Genomic DNA, 19036 nt, shown 5'->3' on the forward strand with positions numbered 1-19036 from the left:
CCGAGCCGCTGCCTACGTCGAATGCGCGGTGGGTGAGCGGGTTCTCTGGGGCGTGGGCATCGATTCCAACACCACCATGTCCTCGCTCAAAGCCGTGATCTCAGCCGTCAACCGCGCCATCCGGGACCGCGGCTAGACCGCTGCCGGCAGGTCCGCCGCAATTTTCGACGGCGCGCCAGCACACACGATCGCGATCAAGTGGGAAAATAATACGGTGTCCAAGTCATTCGCGTCGCGCAGCTACCGGACCGAAGGTGTGGTCCTGCGTACCTACAAACTTGGCGAGGCGGACCGCATCATCGTCCTGCTGACGCGCGAACACGGGCAGGTGAGGGCAGTCGCTAAAGGCATCCGCCGCACCAGCAGTAAGTTTGGTGCGCGGCTGGAACCCTTCATGACCGTTGATCTGCAACTCGTTGCGGGACGCACGCTTGACGTGGTGACGCAGGTGGAGACCAAGGGTGCATACGGGCATGGAATCGCTTCGGATTACTCCCGGTACACGGCTGCGGCCGCCATCGCGGAGACCGCCGAGCGGCTAACGGACGCCGACGGCGAGTCGGCGGCCGCGCAGTACAACCTGGTTGTCGGCGCTCTCTCTGCGCTCAGCAGGGGCCTGCATCCCGCCGAGCTGATCCTCGACTCGTACCTCCTGCGGGCGCTCGCAACCGCTGGCTGGGCTCCAAACTTCACCGACTGTGCCCGATGCGGTGCCGTTGGGCCGCACACCGCGTTTTCGGCGCCGCTTGGTGGAGCGGTGTGCGCGGGCTGCCGTCCCCCCGGGTCGGCATCGCCGTCTCCTGAGTCCATGATCCTGCTCGCTGCGCTGCTCTCGGGTGACTGGTCCACGGCCGACACGTCGGAAAATCAGGAACGCCGTGAAAGTGCCGGTCTGGTCGCCGCCTATCTCCAATGGCACCTTGAACGGGCCGTAAAGTCTCTCAAATACGTGGAGCGTGTGTGAAAAATAAGCCATCAGTCCCCGTCCCGCCATGGCCGCATCCCTCCGGTGCCGTGCCGCCTTCGGTTCCACCCGAGCTGGTGCCAGGCCATGTGGCCATTGTCATGGATGGCAACGGGCGCTGGGCCAACAGCCGTGGGCTGCCGCGCACCGAGGGCCACCGGGCGGGTGAAGCCGCGCTCCTGGACGTCATGGCCGGAGCCATCGAGATAGGTGTCCGGCACGTCTCGGTCTACGCCTTCTCCACAGAGAATTGGAAGCGGTCGCCGGAGGAGGTCCGGTTCCTGATGGGGTTCAGCAAGGATGTCCTCCGCAGGCAGCGTGACCAGCTTAACCAGTGGGGAGTGCGGATCCGTTGGTCGGGCCGCCGTCCCCGCCTCTGGCGGTCGGTGATCAATGAACTGGAGATCGCCGAGGAGCAGACCAGGTACAACTCCGCCTGCACCCTGACCATGTGCGTCAATTACGGCGGCCGGGCAGAGATAGCCGATGCGGCCAAGGCCATCGCCGAAGAGGTGCGGGCGGGTAGGTTGAAAGCCTCCGCCGTGTCGGAGAAAACCATCCAGAAGTATCTGGACGAACCGGACCTTCCGGACGTGGACCTGTTCCTCCGGACGTCGGGCGAGCAGCGCATTTCCAATTTCATGCTCTGGCAGTCCGCCTACGCCGAGATGGTCTTCATGGACACGCTGTGGCCCGATGTGGACCGCCGGACGCTGTGGGCCGCCGTGCAGGAGTTCGCGTCCCGCGACCGGCGTTACGGCGGTGCCGTGGATCAGTCCGCGACAGGCTGACCGGTGTGCAGATAACAGGAGATCCAGCGGTCCAACTCGTTGTATACCTGGCTGCGAACGGCGGGTGCTGAGAGCAGGACGTCGTGCAGGGCACCATCAAACCTGCAGACGGTGACGTGCGATCCCAGCTGCAGTGCGCGCTGGGTCATGAGTGTTACGTCAAGCACGCTGTCGGTGGTGAGCATCGAGTTGCTCCATGCGGCGCTCACCGTCGACTTCGCCGAAGCGAGGACGAGGACCGGAACATCGACGGAGAGACCGCGGCGCACCTGAGCGTGCCCAAGCATCACTGCGGTCAGCCACCCGGCACGAATGGGAAAGCCAAATTGCGGTCTCCACTGCGGATCAAGCTCCCATTCGCCGTCGCCCGCATTGCTGATGCTCCACCAGTAGAACCCAAACTCGGGAAGTTTCAGCCGGGCCTTCGGCCGGAAGCGGGTGATCGGATCCAGCAGTCCCTGCGTGGTGGTTCGTAGAATCGAGCTGCCCTGCACATCCAGCCAGGGGCTGTTGAGGATCAGGGAGCGGATCCTCCCCGGAAAGCGGTGGACCCACAGTGCGGCCACCAACGCGCCGGTTGAATGGGCCATGATGGAAATGCTCTCGGGCCCCACACCATGTTTCTCCACTACGTCGGGCGCCAGAGTGTCGAGCGCCGCGCTGATGTCGGCGTCATACTCGGTCAGATCCGCAACGTAACCGGGCGTCTGCCACGGGCGGAGACTGCGGCCGTACTTCCTCAGGTCCAGTGCGTAGAACGCTGTCCCACGCGTTGAGAAAAACGAGGCAAGCTCCCGTTGGAAGAAGTAGTCGCTCCACCCATGGATGTAAAGAACGGCCGGAACGGACCCGCGCGGTTTCCCTGCTCCGGTAAGCCGCCGGTAAAAAGCCTCCAGATGGCCTGGAAGTTCCTTCGGTGGCTGAGTGTAGGAGACCAGAGTGGCTGGGCTGGGCCCCTCATCGTCGCTCCCGAGGTCAAGTTCCACGCAGGCGTAACCGTCACCCAGGTGATCCGGTTTCCAATCGATGACCATGCTTGAGAGTATCCCGCCCCGCCGAGTTGTTCAGGCGGCGACAAGCATGGCAACTTTAGACCATGCGCATTTATCCCGCCTTCTTCCGGCTCGTTCTCAGTGGCATGGATGCCGAAAGGGCGCACCGAATCGGATTCAACCTGATCCGCCTGGCCGGACGGACACCCGCATCGGCAGTGCTGAGGCGGATCGCAACCCCGCATGTGGGATTGCAGACCACCGCGTTCGGTATAACCTTTCCCTCGCCCTTCGGCCTGGCTGCCGGCTTCGACAAGGAAGGTCACGGCATTGCCGCGCTGACGGATCTCGGATTTGGCCATGTCGAGGTGGGAACCATCACCGGCCGGGCGCAGCCCGGCAACCCGAAGCCAAGGCTGTTCCGTCTGGTGGAGGACAAGGCGGTCATCAACCGGATGGGATTCAACAACGACGGCGCCGCCGCCGTGGCCCCGCGCCTCGCGCGTGCCCGCGGAGTGCTGGAGCGCCGCTACCGCGCGAACAGGCCGATTGTGGGAGTGAACATCGGCAAGACCAAATCCGTGGACCTGTCTGACGCTGTGGAGGACTACCTGATATCCACGAGGGAACTTGCTCCGGTGGCGGACTATTTGGTGGTGAACGTCAGCTCACCCAACACCCCCGGGCTTCGGCTGCTGCAGAGCGTCAAGTCCCTGAGACCCCTGCTCAGCGCTGTACGCGTGGCCGCGGACTCAAGTGCTGGCAGGCATGTCCCCCTGCTGGTGAAGATTGCGCCCGATCTGACCGATCAGGACATCGATGATGTTGCTGCGCTTGCACTGGAACTGGGGCTGGACGGCATCATTGCCACCAACACCACAATTACCCGTGAGGGCTTGTCCAGCCCGGATGCAGAAGTGATGGAGTGCGGGGTGGGTGGTTTGAGCGGAGCGCCGCTGCGTGCGAGGTCCCTCCAGGTGCTGAAGCGGCTAAGAACCGCAGCGGGCCCCGACCTCGCAATCGTTGCGGTAGGGGGAGTGGAGAGTGCGGCAGACGTCCTGGAGAGACTGGATGCCGGAGCCACCCTGGTTCAGGGCTACACGGCATTCCTCTATGAAGGTCCTTTTTGGGCTGCGCGGATCAACCGGCAGCTGGAACGCCTGCTGCGTCTGCGCCCGCATGGGGCGTCGTAGGCACGCAGAGCGTCGTAGGCACACGGGGCCCCGTAAGGTCACGGGGCGGCGTGGGTCCTGGCCAGGACCGGAGGCAAGGTCCAGGCTAGGACGGCGCCTGACCGCGTCCAACCTGGGGCTTCGGAAGACGCAGACGACGAATCTGGAGTGCCCGGGTGATGCCGTACCACAGGTCACCGCGCATCGGTTCGCCGAACTTCTCAGTCAGCCGCGACTTCAGCTTCCTCCTCAGGAGGATGCAGTCCAGGACCACCGCCACAATGATCACCCAGAACGCGAGCATGACAATGCTCTGAACGCTCAGGCTCGGGATGAAGCTGAACACCACAAAGACCAGAGCGGCAATCATCAGGAACTCACCGAGATTCCACCGCGCATCGACGGTATCCCGCACAAACCGGCGGTTCGGTCCCTTGTCTCGGAAGGGGAGGAAACGCTCATCACCGGTGTCGAGGGCCTGGCGCATGCGGAGCCGCTCTTCCCGCTGGGCTGTACGGCCCGCTTCTTTGGCGGCCTTCCGGTCATTGGGTACCAGGGGACGCCTGCGCGCTGCCTCCTGCGCGCTCCGCTTGGGAGTGGGCACCCCTTTACCCGCAGCATGCAGTGACTGCTCCGCGGTCAATTGGTCGAGAACATCCTGGGCAGCGGGGGCTTCTTTTTTTCGTCCAAACACCCTTCAAGGATACCCGCCGTGCCGAACCAGCCGGACACTGCTCCGCGGGACGGAACGGTGTGCGTCCACCGGCGGCCGGACGGCTGCTGTGTAGGCTGAATTGCTATGAACCATGAACCTGATGATCAACAGTCCGGCATCAACGTGGATGCCTTCCGCTCCAGCGTCGAGGACAACTTCGACCAGACCGTGCGGGAGCTGACATCGCTCGTAGCCATCCCCGGCATTGCCTGGGAAGCATTCGATGCCGCTGAGCTTGACCGGAGCGCTGAGGCCGTTGCCGCGCTGATCCGTGCCGCCGGCATCGAAGATGTCCGCATCCTGCGGGTGGATAACAATGGCGTTCCCGGTGGTCCCGCCGTCGTCGCGCGCCGTCCCGCGAAGGAAGGCAGGCCCACGGTGCTCCTGTACGCGCACCACGATGTTCAGCCTCCGGGCGCGGCTGAACTGTGGGACAGCAGCCCCTTTGAAGCGACGGAAAGGAACGGGCGGTTGTACGGACGGGGCGCGGCAGATGACAAGGCCGGCATCATGGCGCACATCGCAGCTCTTCGGGCGGTTGACGACGTTCTGGGCGTCGACTTTGGCGTAGGTGTCACCTTGTTCATCGAAGGCGAGGAGGAAGCGGGATCCCCGACATTCCGGCGGTTCCTGGAGGAGTACAAGGACCTCCTGCATTCCGACGTCATTGTCGTGGCCGACTCAAGCAACTGGAAGGTGGGCACTCCGGCGCTCACTACGAGCCTGCGCGGGCTGGTTGACGGCACCGTGGAGGTGAAGGTTCTTGAGCATGCCGTTCACTCGGGAATGTTCGGTGGACCGGTCCTGGACGCACCGACGCTGCTCGCGCGCCTGATCTCGACCTTCCATAACGACGACGGCGATGTTGCGATCGCCGGTCTCACCCGCCGAGATGACGCCGCCGTGGAGTACCCGGAGGCTGACTACCGCATGGATGCTTCAGTCCTGGATGGTGTGAGGCTGGCCGGAACCGGCTCAATAGCGTCACGGTTGTGGACCAAGCCCGCGCTGTCCATCATCGGGTTCGATGCACCCTCCGTTGCCGTCTCCTCCAACACGCTTCTCCCGAGCGCGCGCGCAAAGTTCAGCCTGCGGCTGGCGCCCGGTGACAATCCCGTCAAAGCGATGGAAGCCGTGAAACGCCATGTCGTCGACCACGCACCGTTTGGTGCGTACGTGGTCTTCACGCCGGGGGAGTCGGGCAACGCCTTCGCCACGGATACCTCTGCGCCGGCGGCCCGCATTGCTCTGTGGGCACTCGAGCAGTCCTGGGGTGTTGCACCGGTCGAGGCGGGAATGGGTGGATCCATTCCGTTCATTGCGGACTTGACTGAACTCTTCCCCGCCGCGCAGATTCTCATTACAGGTGTGGAGGACCCCGATTCACGTGCGCATAGCGCCAACGAGTCGCTTCACCTGGTGGAATTCAGCAAGGCCGTGCTGGCCGAGGCACTACTGCTTGCGCGCATCGACGCGGACGGACTATAGCCGCGCATCAACCGAGGGACAGGGTCAGGACAAGGGCGCCGGAATGATCCCGTTGCCTCTGTCGTTGTTCCCAATGCAGGCAACCGTCGTACCATGGAAAGGGATCGTTCCACGCGGCGTCGGTGCGCAGGACCACAACGGCCAGGCCAGCCACACGCAAAGATCGCACCCGGCCAGGCAACAGCAAGGAGAACCCAGAACATGAGCACTTCCACCAGCGAATCCAGTTCCGTCGTCACTGAGGAATCCACAGACAGCGGGCTCCCTGTCCATGAAGTAAATCTCTCCGATGTCGCAGCGGACAAAGTACGCAGCCTGCTTGAGCAGGAAGGCAGGCTGGATCTACGCCTGCGGGTGGCAGTTCAACCCGGCGGCTGTTCAGGCCTCATCTACCAGCTCTACTTCGACGAACGCGTTCTGGATGGAGATGCAGTCCGCGGGTTCGACGGCGTTGAGGTCATTGTTGACAAGATGAGTGTTCCCTACCTCGCAGGGGCTTCCATCGACTTCGAGGACACCATTTCCAAGCAGGGTTTCACCATCGACAACCCCAACGCGGGCGGATCCTGCGCTTGCGGAGACTCCTTCCACTAACACGCCGGACCCGACCGCGCAAAACGGCAATTTACGCCGTGCGGCGGGTCCGCAGTTGTCACAGGATGGCCTACGTTACGGGTAAGCTCTACAGTGAGTAGTAAAACTGAATGTGCACGCTTTCGGTGCACGGGAGCCGTTGCCGCCCAAGGGCGGTGAAGCACGTAAGAAAAGGAAGGGCCGTCTGTGAGTTCGCAGGACCGAACCGGCAGCCGACGCGCAAAGATCCTCAAGATCTCCAGCCTCATGTTGGTGGGCGCGCTGTTTTTGTCGGGATGTTCATCAGAAGTCCAAAAGGGATGGTTGCCTGCTGAGCGGGACAATACCAACCACACCGGCCGAATCATCGATTTGTGGGTGAATTCCTGGATCGCAGTCCTCGTAGTGGGTGTGATTACGTGGGGCCTGATTATCTGGTGCATCGTGGCCTACCGCCGCCGTCGCAATGAGACCGGCTATCCCCGCCAGATCAGCTATAACCTCCCACTGGAGGTTTTCTACCTGACCATCCCGCTGTTCATGGTGTTGGTCTTCTTCTACTTCACAGACCGCGACCAGCAGGTGATTGACGCCCGCGTCGACAACCCGGACGTCATAGTGGACGTCCGCGGCAAGCAGTGGTCCTGGGACTTCAACTATGTGAATGAGAACAAGTACGACGCCGGTGTGCAGGCGCAGCTCGATGGCGAAGAGGGAGTGCCTGCAACCCTTCCCACTCTGTACCTTCCGGTGAATCAGACGGTCGAATTCCAGCTGAACTCACGTGACGTCATCCACTCATTCTGGATACCGGCGTTCCTCCAAAAGAGGGACATGATCCCGCAGCGCACCAACTACATCACGTTGACTCCCACCAGGGAAGGTACCTTCGAGGGTAAGTGCGCCGAGTTGTGCGGCGAGTCTCACTCGGAGATGCTGTTCAATGTCCGAGTTGTGTCCCAGGCGGAGTATGAAGCCCACTTGGAGACGCTTGAGGATGGCCAGCTTGGCGAAGAATACGACCGCAATCCGCAGCCAGCTCTCGAAGACGAAGAGTAGAGGGGACAGGAGAAACTGATGTCTACCTACGAATACACCGCTGAGGATACCGGGACCACCGTTGCGCCGCGGGTCGTTCCGCGGTCCAAGGGACGGATTGTGGTCAACTGGATCACCACCACCGACCATAAGACCATCGGGTACATGTACCTGATTGCTTCGTTCATCTTCTTCTGCCTTGGCGGAGTGATGGCGCTTGTCATCCGCGCTGAGCTGTTTGAGCCCGGGATGCAGATCCTGCAGACCAAGGAACAGTACAACCAGCTGTTCACGATGCACGGAACAGTCATGTTGCTGCTTTTCGCCACTCCGTTGTTCGCTGGTTTCGCGAACGCGATCATGCCGCTGCAGATTGGTGCGCCGGATGTTGCTTTTCCTCGGTTAAATGCGCTGGCCTTCTGGTTTTTCCTGTTTGGCGGCATCATCACGGTGTCCGGCTTTATCACTCCGCAGGGCGCAGCGTCCTTCGGCTGGTTTGCCTATGCGCCCTTATCAAACACCACGTTCTCCCCGGGGGTAGGAGGGGACCTATGGGTCTTTGGTCTGGCCTTGACCGGTTTCGGGACCATTCTCGGTGCGGTGAACTTCATCACGACCATCATCTGTATGCGGGCACCGGGTATGACCATGTGGCGGATGCCGATCTTCACCTGGAACACGCTGGTGACCTCCATCCTGGTGCTGATGGCGTTCCCACCACTGGCTGCCGCACTCTTTGCACTGGGCGCCGACCGCCGGTTTGGAGCACACATCTTCGATCCGGACAACGGGGGGGCCATACTCTGGCAGCACCTTTTCTGGTTCTTCGGACACCCCGAGGTGTACATTATCGCATTGCCCTTCTTCGGTATTGTGTCCGAGATCTTCCCCGTCTTTAGCCGGAAACCGATCTTTGGCTACAAGGGACTTGTCTACGCCACCATCGCCATCGCAGCGCTCTCAGTCACGGTATGGGCGCACCACATGTACGTGACCGGGGCCGTACTACTGCCCTTCTTCGCCTTCATGAGCATGTTGATCGCCGTGCCCACCGGCGTGAAGTTCTTCAACTGGATAGGCACCATGTGGCGGGGGTCGCTCACCTTCGAAACTCCGATGCTCTGGAGCCTCGGCTTCCTGGTGACGTTCCTCTTCGGCGGATTGACGGGCATCATCCTCGCGTCCCCGCCACTCGATTTCCATGTGTCGGACACCTACTTCGTGGTGGCGCATTTCCACTACGTGGTCTTCGGAACCGTGGTGTTCGCAATGTTCGCCGGATTCTACTTCTGGTGGCCAAAATGGACCGGAAAAATGCTGAATGAACGTCTGGGCAAGATTCATTTCTGGATGCTGTTCCTCGGGTTCCACGGCACGTTCCTCATCCAACACTGGCTCGGCGTGATCGGAATGCCCAGGCGTTACGCCGATTATCTGCCGGAGGACATGTTCACCGCAATGAACCAGTTCTCCACCATCGCTTCGTTTGTGCTCGGTGCCTCCTTGATTCCATTCTTCTGGAACATCTATGTCACGTGGCGAAGCGGTACCAAAGTAGAGGTAGACGATCCCTGGGGCTTCGGCGCCTCACTGGAGTGGGCGACATCCTGCCCACCACCACGGCACAACTTCACGTCGCTGCCGCGTATCCGTTCGGAACGCCCCGCCTTGGACCTGCATCATCCGGAGCTTGCGCAGTGGCACACTCCCAACGAGTCTGCAGCGGGAGCACTGCTTGGTGCGGCCGACAGGAAGGACGCCTGAGCATGAAGATTGAAACCAAGCTCTTCCTCTGGGGAGTACCCTTCTTTGTCCCCGTTGCGCTGGTTTACGGATTTCTCACCAACTGGTCCGAGTGGGTAGGCATCCTGGGTCTCATGCTGGTCGGTGGGCTCGCCGGAATGATCGGCTTCTATCTGGGCTTCACCGGCCGGCGGGTGGGCATGCGCCCCGAGGATCGCCTGGATGGGGAAATCCACGAGGGCGCCGGTGAACAAGGGCACTTCAGCCCGTGGAGCTGGTGGCCGCTGATGCTGGGCCTGGCCGCCGCCGGCGGTTTCCTTGGACTGGCCGTGGGATGGTGGATCCTTTACATCAGTGCGGGGCTGGCAGCGATCGCCCTGGTTGGTTGGGTGTACGAATACAGCCGCGGTGATCACGCGCACTAATAGGACATTGTTTTGAAAGGGGTCCGCACGGTTGAGTGGGCCCCTTCAACAGTTAACGTTCAAAAAATTTAGCGGGACCGTGACGGATTGGCGATGCCTAGACTTAGGTAAGTGGCCAAAAGGGCCTCAGGAAGAGGCGCATCAAATGGTATCGGGTCAGCTCCAGTCCATTGCGGGTTCCCTTGACCCGGACTCTGCCGTAGCCAAACACGTACAACTGCGGGAAATACTGCGGAGCTTTGTGATGGGGCATGCCGAGCCCGGAACCGCCATTCCATCTGAACGCGAGCTCACTGTGCACTTCGGCGTAGCCCGGATGACTGTCCGTCATGCAATAGATGCGCTCGTGGCCGAGGAGGTCCTCGAACGCATCGTGGGTCTGGGAACCTTTGTTGCACACACAAAGCTCGACCTACAGATGAAGCTCACCTCCTATAGCGAGGAAATGCACCGCCGAGGCATGGTGCCAGATGCCCGGGTGCTGAGTTTCGAGCAGATGGCCGCCACACCGCTTATTGCCAGGGAACTGCAACTGGAGCAGGGTCAACCGGTTATCAGGTTTCGACGACAGCTCCTCGCTGACGGGGAACCCATGAGTGTGGACGAGAATTTCATTCCAGCGCACCGGGTGCCCGGCATCCTTGACGATTCTCCGCCAACCTCCCTGTACAACGTGCTCAGTGAGCGCTTTGGGCTGGTTATGGAGTGGGGAGAGGACACCATCGAGGCAACTGCCGCATCACCGTCGATTGCCCGGCTCCTCAACGTGGAGATGGGTGCCCCGTTGCTGAAAATTCAGCGCCACGCCTATGTTGCGCGCGCGATGGTGGACTACTCGGTCTCCTATTACCGCGCGGACCGTTACAAGCTCTGGGTGCCGTTGCAGAGGCCGGGAGTGCGGACTCCGCGTGCGTACAGCTCAAAACGCCTGGGCTGAATTTCCTGATCCCAAGAATCTTGGTTCAAAAGAATGAGGGACCGTTCGCCCGGTTCGGGCGAACGGTCCCTCATCAGCCTTGGATGTCCATCAGTGGCTTGAGATGGACGCCTTATCGTGCTCTCCAGCTACCTCACCGTGGTGACCATGGGAGTGGGCGGCCTCAAGCTCAGCCGGCGTAACAGGAGCAACACGGTCCTCAAAGAAGAACTTCGAGATCCAGGCACGCCGTTTCTCATTTTTGGGCACGTGCCCATTCACATCCGCTTCCGCAGGCAAAACCTCATGCGACTCGAAGTTCACCAACGTGTAGCGCTTGTAGGCGTCAACCTGTTCGTGTACTTCGATGAACTCGCCGTGGGGGAGACGCACAATTCGTCCGGTCTCCCTTCCGTGGAGGGCTATCTCGCGGTCCTTGCGCTGCAGGGCCAGAGCAATGCGGCGCGCGACAATGAATCCGATGAATGGACCGATCACAAACAACACACGCAGCCAGTACGTGACGTCGTTCAGCGAAACCATGAAGTGGGTTGCAATCAGATCGGAGCTGGCTGCTGCCCACATGACGCAGTAGAAGACCACGCCAGCCACGCCGACCGCAGTGCGCGCGGGCGCGTTACGGGGCCGGTCGAGCAAATGGTGTTCACGCTTGTCCTTGGTAATCCAGGACTCGATCCACGGCCACGCGAACATGAGGGTGAAGACTAGTCCTGCTGGCACCAGTGCCGGGAGGAGGACGTTGAGGGAGAGCGTGTTCACGCCCCAGGGGAACGGGATCTCCCACTCCAATGGAATTCCAGCAATAATGCCCGGCATCAAACGAAGGGCACCATCAACCCAGCCGATGTACCAGTCAGGCTGGGTTCCAGCAGACACCGGTGATGGGTCGTAAGGACCGTAATTCCAAATCGGGTTGATGGTGAATGCAGCGGATATAGCTGCGACCACACCGAAGACAATGAAGAAGAAGCCGCCGGCTTTGGCTGCATAGACAGGGCCAACCGGGTATCCGACTACATTGTCATTGGTGCGCCCCGGGCCGGGGAACTGAGTGTGCTTGTGAGCAACCACCATGAACAGGTGGATAGCGATCAGCAGCAGGATCAACGCAGGGATCAGCAGGATGTGGAGGACGTACAGCCGGGGGATGATGACTGTTCCCGGAAATTCCCCGCCAAAGAGGAAGAAGCTGATGTAGGTGCCGATGACGGGGATCGACTTGATGACACCGTCGATGATGCGCAGCCCGTTACCCGAGAGCAGGTCATCCGGGAGGGAGTAACCCGTGAATCCCGCTGCCATTGCCAGGATCAGCAGTACGCTGCCTACTACCCAGTTCAGTTCGCGGGGCTTCCGGAAGGCTCCGGTGAAGAATACGCGAAGCATATGCACGGAGACCGCTGCTACAAACAGGAGCGCTGACCAGTGATGCACTTGCCGCATGAACAGACCGCCGCGGATATCAAACGAAATGTCCAGCGAAGACGCATACGCCGCTGACATCTCTATGCCGCGCAGAGGCACGTAGCTTCCGTCGTAGGCAACCTCCGTCATGGAGGGGTCAAAGAAGAATGTCAGGAAGGTACCGGACAACAGCAAAATGACAAACGTGTACAGCGCGACTTCACCAAACATGAACGTCCAGTGATCAGGAAATATCTTGCGGCCAAATTCTTTGACCATGGCGGAGCCACCCACACGGGAGTCCACAAAGTTGGTGATACGCCCAACGCTGGTCTTAGGTTGGTACTCGTTGACGACGGTTGAGCTGCTCATGTCAGCCACGCTCCCAGAAACTCGGTCCTACTGGCTCTTGGAAATCGCTCGTGGCTACCAGATAACCTTCATCGTCAACTGAGATGGGTAACTGGGGGAGCGGACGAACGGCCGGGCCGAAGATAACCTTGCATTCCTGAGTCAGGTCAAAGGTTGACTGGTGGCACGGACACAGCAGATGGTGGGTCTGCTGTTCGTAGAGGGCCACGGGACAGCCCACATGCGTGCAGATCTTGGAGTAGGCGACAATTCCCTCGTAACCCCAGTCCTCGCGGCCCGGCGAAGGAGCCAGAGACTCAGGGTTCAAACGCATCAAAAGAACCACCGCTTTGGCTTTTTCTTCCAGCTTGTGTTCAAGATCGTTCAAGCCATCCGGGATTACGTGAAACGCTGATCCAATGGTCACGTCTGAGGCCCTGATCGGCGTTCCGCTGGGGTCCCTGGTGAGGCGGACGCCTTCATCCCACATGGTGTGTTTCAGCACGTCACCGGGCAGTGGTCCAAGATCGCGGAAGATAGCAATGGCGGGAAGAACAGCCAATACTCCAGCACCGAGGAGGGTGTTGCGGATCAACGGCCGGCGTTTAATTCCGGTTTCCTCCAGGATGTCGCCCACTATCTTCTCCGCGTCAACCCTGTCCGCTTCCGAGCGAAGCACATGGCGGTCCTCGGAAACCTCGTGATCCGGCATCAGAGTTTTGGCCCAGTGAACAATGCCTACACCGATCCCGAGCATCGCGAAGGCGGTTCCCAGCCCAAGGAGCAGGTTCTGCAAGCGTAAGGTGGCAATGGTCTCGTCCAGCGGGATAAAGAAGTAACCGAAGAAGAAGATCAGTGTTCCAAGAATCGACACCGTGAACAGCATGCCCACTTGGCGCTCGGCCCGCTTCTCCGCGCGCGGGTCCACGTCCGCCAGGCGCGGGCGGTGCGGCGGAAGGCCCGGATCCTGGAACTTCTGCACCTCGCCCTGACCAGGCTTAGCAACGGTGCCCGAGTGCTCCGGACTGCCGTGACTACGATCGGCCATGATCCCTCTCATCCTTCGTGTGATGCTTCATAGTGGTCCTGTGTGTAAATTGCGGTGACAGCCCAGGTCAGGAGGACCTGGATGTCAGCCAGACGGTAAAGGCAATAATCACGCCGAGTCCTGCAACCCAGATGAACAATCCCTCGGAGACCGGCCCAAGGGCTCCCAGATCGGCTCCGCCCGGTGAGCCCTGCTCATCAATAACCTCGAGGAATGCGATGATGTCCTGCTTTTCCTCCGGGGTGATGTTTGCGTCGTTGAAGACTGGCATGTTCTGGGGCCCGGTAACCATAGCTTCGTAGGTGTGCTTCGCGCTCACACCTTCCAGGCCTGGAGCAAACTTGCCTCTGGTGAGTGCGCCACCGGCCGCTGCGGCATTGTGACACATGGCGCAGTTGACGCGAAACAATTCGCCGCCATTGGCAGGATCCACTCCCTCACCGGTGGTGTCGAGCACCTCTTCGCCCGGAATCGCCGGCCCGGCTCCCAAGGAAGCCACGTAAGCCGCCATCTGGCGCGTCTGCTCGTCGGTGAACTGCGGTGGCTTGACCTGCGCCTGTGGGCCCTGCATCTGGAGCGGCATGCGTCCGGTACCAACCTGGAAATCGACCGAGGCGGCGCCGACACCGACCAGGGACGGGCCGTCCTCCGTGCCGGAGGCTCCCATTCCGTGACAGGTTGCGCAGTTGGCTACGAAGAGTTTTTCGCCTTCCTCCACATCGCTGGCAGAAACGGCGGTTTGAGCCTGGGCCTCGTTAGCCGTGCTCGCAACGGCGTAAATGCCGCCCGTTACTAACAGTCCCATCAGGAGCAGAGCTATCGCTGCCAGAGGATGACGTCGCCTTTGCGAAAGTGCCTTCACGTGCTGGTTCCTGCCTTCTGTATTGCTTTGATCCTGTGCACAGCCTCTGCCGCATTCTGCCTGCACTGCCACGCCAATTCTACACCGGGTAGAAAACGGTTCAAGTAAAAACTACTTCAAGAAATAGATAATGATGAACAGCCCGATCCATACCACGTCGACAAAGTGCCAATAGTAGGAGGTGACGATGGCGGAGGTCGCCTCGAAGTGGCCGAAACGTTTAGCCGCGTAAGCGCGGCCAATGATGAAGAGGAAGGCTATTAGCCCGCCAAGGACGTGGATTCCGTGGAACCCGGTAGTGATATAGAACGACGAGCCGTAGGCATTGGAGGACAGGGACACGCCTTCAGACACCAGGACGGCATACTCATATCCCTGCACGGCGACGAACACGGAGCCCAGCAGGAAGGTCAGGAAGTACCACTCGACCATTCCCCACTTGGGCAGGGAGAACATGCTGCCGATGCGCCTTGGCTGCAGCCGCTCCGCTGCGAAGACGCCCATCTGGCACGTAAACGAGCTGGACACCAGAATGATCGTGTTCATCAGGGCAAACGGAACGTTCAGCTTCTCCGTCTCCAGTGCCCACATTTCTCCGGACGTGGAGCGGAGGGTGAAGTACATCGCGAACAGTCCCGCAAAGAACATCAATTCGCTGGAAAGCCATACAACGGTTCCCACCGAGACCATATTTGGCCGGTTCAACGTTGGATGCGCAGTGGTGCTGGGGGCATGGGTCGCTGTCGTCACAGACACATTATGTCTCTAAAACAGGGCACTTCACCAATGCGCAAACCCCATCGGCGCGTCCCGCGGAGTACGCAACCCGCTTTGCTCCCTGCAACGGCGCGGAAGTAAAGAAAAGAGGACTTTCTACAATTCGTAGATAACCTAGAGCTGTGACACGTAAATCGCTGCCGGAAGAGGTTCACACCACGTGGCCCGCACTGATCTCGAAACTCATTTCGGGACAGGACCTGAGTGCCGACCAGACCCGTTGGGCCATGGACACCATCATGGAGGGTGCAGCCACCCATGCCCAGGTTGCGGGCTTTCTGGTGGGCCTGCAGGCAAAGGGCGAATCAGTTGAGGAACTGGTGGGGCTGGTCGAAGCGATGCTTGCACGGGCGCACCGGATCCAGGTCTCGGGAGCTGCGCTCGACATCGTGGGCACCGGCGGCGACGGCTTGAACACGTTGAACATTTCGACCATGTCCTCACTGGTTGCAGTTGGGGCCGGCGCCAAGGTGGTCAAGCATGGCAACCGCAGTGCTTCCTCGTCTGCGGGTGCCGCCGATGTCATTGAAGCTCTCGGCGTGCGCTTGGATCTCTCGATCGACGACGTTGCCCGCTCGGCGGAGGAGGCGGGCATCACCTTTTGTTTTGCACAGGTTTTTCACCCATCGATGCGCCACGTCGCTGTTCCGCGCCGGGAACTTGGCGTGCCGACCGCCTTCAACTTCCTCGGACCGCTCAGCAATCCCGCAGGTGTTGAAGCGCAGGCACTGGGCTGTGCCAACGAACGCATGGCACCCCTGATGGCGGGTGTCCTGGCCGCACGGGGTATCCGGGCCCTGGTTTTCCGGGGGAGCGACGGGCGGGACAAACTGACCACCAGCGGTTCGTCCACCATCTGGGAGGTCCGCGGCGGAACCGTCACGGAACATTCAGTCCATCCGGAGGATTTCGGTATCCCGGTAGCGTCCGTCGATGCTCTCCGCGGCTCCGACGCCGCCAGCAACGCTGACGTGGTGCGCGCACTCCTGAGGGGCGTTCACGGACCCGTGCGCGACGCCGTCGTCCTCAATGCCGCAGCAGGACTAGTAGCGCTGGATAACGGCCACAACACGCCGCTGATGGAGCGGATCAAGGACAGCATGGCCCGCGCGGAGGAATCCATTGATTCCGGTGCCGCGCAGGAGGTCCTCAACCGTTGGATCCGCGTCACCAGCTCCTAGGGGATCCGCGTTACCAGCTCCTAGGGGATCCGCGTTACCAGCTCCTAGGGAAGGGAAGAGCCAAGTTCGACGGCGGCGGCAACCTGCTGTGGATCGGTCACCTGGTGGTTAGCGCCGTCGTGATCAGCGTTGCCCAGCGGAACACTCCTTCCTGTGCCGCCGCGAACTGTCTTCGCCGAAAGGTGGACGTCCCGGATTCCCGCGGCGGACAGTGCGGGAAGGTCCTCAATCCGCACCCCGCCGCCAGCCATCACCGTCACCGTGCCGGCTAGCGAAACCATTGCCTGCAGCGTCCGGATGCCCTGCCCTGCGGCAGGCGCACCTCCCGAGCTCAGCACCCGGTGCAGCCCAAGTTCCTGCAGCGCAGCCAGCGAATCCACCGGAGAGGCGGTTTGGTCGATTGCGCGGTGGAAAGTGCATTCGAGCTGTCCTGCTGCAGTGACCAGGCGCCGCACAGCCTCCGCATCGACGAGTCGGTCCGTTGTCAGGGCACCGAGGACAACGCCTGCAGCGCCGAGGTCGGAGACATGGCGAATATCGGCTTCCATAACGTTGAGTTCCGCGGGGGAGTAGTCAAACCCTCCCGGACGGGGCCTGATGAGAACGTGGACCTGCAGCCCCGGCAGTTCCGCCCGCACCGCCTCGAGCAGACCAAGCGAGGGTGTGAGGCCGCCGAGGGGAAGTCCCACGCACAATTCAACACGCTGCGCGCCGCCGTCGTGCGCTATCTGCGCACCCTCGACGTCCTGAACCGCAATTTCTACACGCACTCAGCCCTCGAAGCCGAGGGAGAACGCAGCGTCGAGGTCATGCTTCGAATACGAGCGGAAAGCGATCTGCGTTGTGGTCGATTCCACACCGTCGATCTTGGACAGGCGGTCGGCGATGACGTCGGCAAGGTCTTCATGACGGTTCACCCGGGCGATGGCAATCAGATCCCATTCCCCGGTGACTGAGTACACCTCACTGATTCCTTCGATGTCGGAGATCTCCTGGGCGGATTCCGGAATGCGTGATGCATTGGTCTGGATGAGGACGAAAGCAGTGATCATGTGTCGGCTCCTTGGTTCGGTTGGCGGGGGAGGTGGTCTGCGGCGCGGCAGGGCCCGCCGGGGATTTGCGGACGCTGAGCGCCGTTGCGGCGAGGGCGCGTGGAAGCAGGAGGAAGATCGCCAGCACAAGCAGGGTAACTACCTGGAAAGCCACCTCAACTCCACCGTCGAACAGTGCGCGGATTGCGAGGCCTCCGGCCGCGGTTCCCAACCAGATAACCACGCCGGAAGGCCATATAGCCTGTGGTGCCCGCCAGCCGCGTATAGCCGCCCAGCCAAGCAGGCAAGCGACCGCAAAGGGAGCCGCCGTCAGCAGGACGCCTCCTGCGTCCAGGCCATTGCCGTGCGAGGTCCGCCCCAACGCGGCAAAAGCGAGAATAAGCATAAGATCCAAGGCGAGCCAGAATGGCCAGGGTGCATGGTGCCGGCCGCGATGGACAGGGTGTTCTGCGGGTTTCTCCGGCGACATGTTCCAAGCCTAGTGGTTGGGCGCACCGCCTCCACACCCCGCTGTTTCAATAGCCGCGCACTGGTCCTACCCTTGACTACATGTGCAGAAACATCAGGACCCTTCACAATTTCGAGCCGGAAGCCACCAGCGACGAGGTGCACGCAGCGGCGCTCCAGTTTGTCCGGAAAGTCAGCGGTTCCACCAAGCCGTCAAAGACGAATCAGGAAGCATTCGACCAGGCCGTCATTGACATCGACGTGGTTACCACGCGTTTGCTGGCGCAGTTGGTGACCTCCGCGCCTCCCAAGGACCGCGAAGAGGAATCACTGAAGGCCAAGGAGCGCTCGGCCAAACGGTTTGCCACCGCGTAGGCGGACAACCGTACAACCGGACGACGGCGGTCCGGTCTCACACGCCCAGCGCCATTTTTGCGCCCAGTGCAATCATGACGAAGGCGACCGCACCGTCGAGGATCTGCCATGATCGGGGACGCGCGAAGAATCTCCGCAACGCGCGGGCTCCGAAGCCCAGCGCACTGAACCACAGCAGGCTGGCGGTGACGGCGCCTGCGCCGAACCACCAGCGGCCTGCAGGACCATTTTGGTTGGCAATCGTGCCCAGCAGAAGAACCGTGTCCAGGTAGACATGGGGATTGAGCCAGGTCAGCGCCAGGATGGTGAGCACGGCTGAGCGCGTGGTCTGTTGATTGTGTTCGACCGTGAGGGAGCCCGGACGGAAGACCCGGCGGGTGGCCATCGCGCCGTAGGCGAGAAGGAACGCCGCGCCGGCCCACCTGATGATCTCCACCGCTGCCGGCGCCGAGTCGAGCAGACGGCCGATTCCTGCGATGCCCGCAACGATCAGGACCGCGTCTGACAGCGCGCAAATGAGGACAACCACCGCAACCCTGTGTCCACGCAACCCGTGGCGGAGTACAAACGCGTTCTGTGCGCCGATGGCAACAATGAGCGCCAGCCCTGTTCCAAAACCGATGACGAGGTGCTGGATGAACATCATTCAGCAAACCTATTATCCGGAATCGAAGATGACCAGCTAATGTTTTTTACGATAC

21 protein-coding genes are annotated in these 19036 nt (G+C 61.1%); 12 read left to right on the plus strand and 9 right to left on the minus strand.

The features are described 5' to 3' along the window. The 3 genes from Y708_RS30710 to Y708_RS0102435 form a co-directional block, all read left to right on the plus strand. On the plus strand, positions 1-136 hold a 136-nt coding region (locus tag Y708_RS30710; protein ID WP_035775014.1), incomplete at its 5' end, for an alpha-isopropylmalate synthase regulatory domain-containing protein. Positions 137-214: 78 nt separating this feature from the next. Beyond that, positions 215-964, plus strand: a complete 750-nt coding sequence (gene recO / locus Y708_RS0102430; RefSeq protein ID WP_028278682.1) for a DNA repair protein RecO — start codon at positions 215-217, stop codon at positions 962-964. Then, complete coding sequence (locus Y708_RS0102435) at positions 961-1755, plus strand: isoprenyl transferase (RefSeq protein ID WP_028278683.1); 795 nt, start codon at positions 961-963, stop codon at positions 1753-1755. Before recO ends, Y708_RS0102435 begins: the two co-directional genes overlap by 4 nt. Here Y708_RS0102435 and Y708_RS0102440 read toward each other — a convergent pair. Next, positions 1737-2789 carry an alpha/beta hydrolase gene (locus tag Y708_RS0102440; RefSeq protein ID WP_035775015.1) on the minus strand — a complete coding sequence of 351 codons (1053 nt, stop codon included), beginning with the start codon at positions 2787-2789 and terminating at the stop codon, positions 1737-1739. The two genes, Y708_RS0102435 and Y708_RS0102440, sit on opposite strands and share 19 nt — an antisense overlap. Before the next feature lie 62 nt (positions 2790-2851). On the opposite strand from Y708_RS0102440, the gene Y708_RS0102445 reads away from it, so the two are divergent. Beyond that, on the plus strand, positions 2852-3940 hold the full coding sequence (locus Y708_RS0102445; RefSeq protein ID WP_028278685.1) for a quinone-dependent dihydroorotate dehydrogenase: 1089 nt from the start codon (positions 2852-2854) through the stop codon (positions 3938-3940). Positions 3941-4025: 85 nt separating this feature from the next. Here Y708_RS0102445 and Y708_RS0102450 read toward each other — a convergent pair whose 3' ends face one another. Then, the gene (locus Y708_RS0102450; RefSeq protein ID WP_028278686.1) at positions 4026-4613 is read right to left on the minus strand and encodes a DUF3043 domain-containing protein; all 588 of its coding nucleotides are present in this window, start codon (positions 4611-4613) and stop codon (positions 4026-4028) included. A 105-nt stretch (positions 4614-4718) separates the two neighbouring features. Here Y708_RS0102450 and Y708_RS0102455 point away from each other — a divergent pair, with 105 nt between their 5' ends. The 6 genes from Y708_RS0102455 (at position 4719) to Y708_RS0102480 (ending at position 10838) form a co-directional block, all read left to right on the plus strand. Further along, a complete protein-coding gene (locus Y708_RS0102455) occupies positions 4719-6122 on the plus strand; it encodes a dipeptidase (protein WP_028278687.1) in 1404 nt (467 codons plus the stop codon). 201 nt (positions 6123-6323) lie between these two features. Further along, positions 6324-6716, plus strand: coding sequence for a HesB/IscA family protein (locus Y708_RS0102460; protein ID WP_028278688.1), 393 nt, complete (start codon positions 6324-6326; stop codon positions 6714-6716). 186 nt (positions 6717-6902) lie between these two features. After that, on the plus strand, positions 6903-7754 hold the full coding sequence (gene coxB, locus Y708_RS0102465) for an aa3-type cytochrome oxidase subunit II (protein WP_028278689.1): 852 nt from the start codon (positions 6903-6905) through the stop codon (positions 7752-7754). Between the two features lie 18 nt (positions 7755-7772). After that, entirely contained in the window at positions 7773-9497 is a 1725-nt protein-coding gene (ctaD, locus tag Y708_RS0102470; RefSeq protein WP_028278690.1) for an aa3-type cytochrome oxidase subunit I, read from the plus strand. A gap of 2 nt (positions 9498-9499) precedes the next feature. Then, a complete protein-coding gene (locus Y708_RS0102475) occupies positions 9500-9901 on the plus strand; it encodes a cytochrome c oxidase subunit 4 (RefSeq protein WP_028278691.1) in 402 nt (133 codons plus the stop codon). A gap of 145 nt (positions 9902-10046) precedes the next feature. Then, the gene (locus Y708_RS0102480; protein WP_028278692.1) at positions 10047-10838 is read left to right on the plus strand and encodes a GntR family transcriptional regulator; all 792 of its coding nucleotides are present in this window, start codon (positions 10047-10049) and stop codon (positions 10836-10838) included. Between the two features lie 90 nt (positions 10839-10928). Here the strand turns inward: Y708_RS0102480 and Y708_RS0102485 are convergent, their stop codons facing one another. The 4 genes from Y708_RS0102485 to Y708_RS0102500 form a co-directional block, all read right to left on the minus strand. Next, positions 10929-12614, minus strand: coding sequence for a cytochrome bc1 complex cytochrome b subunit (locus Y708_RS0102485; RefSeq protein ID WP_028278693.1), 1686 nt, complete (start codon positions 12612-12614; stop codon positions 10929-10931). Between the two features lies 1 nt (position 12615). Continuing rightward, positions 12616-13641 carry a cytochrome bc1 complex Rieske iron-sulfur subunit gene (locus tag Y708_RS0102490; RefSeq protein WP_028278694.1) on the minus strand — a complete coding sequence of 342 codons (1026 nt, stop codon included), beginning with the start codon at positions 13639-13641 and terminating at the stop codon, positions 12616-12618. Between the two features lie 67 nt (positions 13642-13708). After that, positions 13709-14503, minus strand: coding sequence for a cytochrome bc1 complex diheme cytochrome c subunit (locus Y708_RS0102495; protein ID WP_028278695.1), 795 nt, complete (start codon positions 14501-14503; stop codon positions 13709-13711). A gap of 111 nt (positions 14504-14614) precedes the next feature. Further along, entirely contained in the window at positions 14615-15253 is a 639-nt protein-coding gene (locus Y708_RS0102500; protein WP_035775016.1) for an aa3-type cytochrome oxidase subunit III, read from the minus strand. A gap of 149 nt (positions 15254-15402) precedes the next feature. Here Y708_RS0102500 and trpD point away from each other — a divergent pair, with 149 nt between their 5' ends. Then, on the plus strand, positions 15403-16461 hold the full coding sequence (gene trpD, locus Y708_RS0102505; protein WP_051478474.1) for an anthranilate phosphoribosyltransferase: 1059 nt from the start codon (positions 15403-15405) through the stop codon (positions 16459-16461). Between the two features lie 44 nt (positions 16462-16505). Here the strand turns inward: trpD and Y708_RS0102510 are convergent, their stop codons facing one another. Further along, positions 16506-17231 (minus strand): copper homeostasis protein CutC, encoded by a 726-nt coding sequence (locus Y708_RS0102510; RefSeq protein WP_028278698.1) that lies wholly within the window; start codon positions 17229-17231, stop codon positions 16506-16508. After that, a complete protein-coding gene (locus Y708_RS0102515; RefSeq protein WP_028278699.1) occupies positions 17232-17513 on the minus strand; it encodes an Lrp/AsnC family transcriptional regulator in 282 nt (93 codons plus the stop codon). It abuts the gene before it with no gap. Positions 17514-18062: 549 nt separating this feature from the next. Here Y708_RS0102515 and Y708_RS0102520 point away from each other — a divergent pair. Further along, on the plus strand, positions 18063-18335 hold the full coding sequence (locus tag Y708_RS0102520; protein ID WP_028278700.1) for a DUF2277 domain-containing protein: 273 nt from the start codon (positions 18063-18065) through the stop codon (positions 18333-18335). A gap of 37 nt (positions 18336-18372) precedes the next feature. Here the strand turns inward: Y708_RS0102520 and Y708_RS0102525 are convergent, their stop codons facing one another. Beyond that, complete coding sequence (locus tag Y708_RS0102525) at positions 18373-18981, minus strand: LysE/ArgO family amino acid transporter (protein ID WP_155853636.1); 609 nt, start codon at positions 18979-18981, stop codon at positions 18373-18375. Between the last annotated feature and the right edge of the window lie 55 nt (positions 18982-19036).

It is taken from the genome of Arthrobacter sp. H5 (assembly GCF_000520595.1).
Taxonomy (GTDB): Bacteria; Actinomycetota; Actinomycetes; order Actinomycetales; family Micrococcaceae; genus Arthrobacter_D.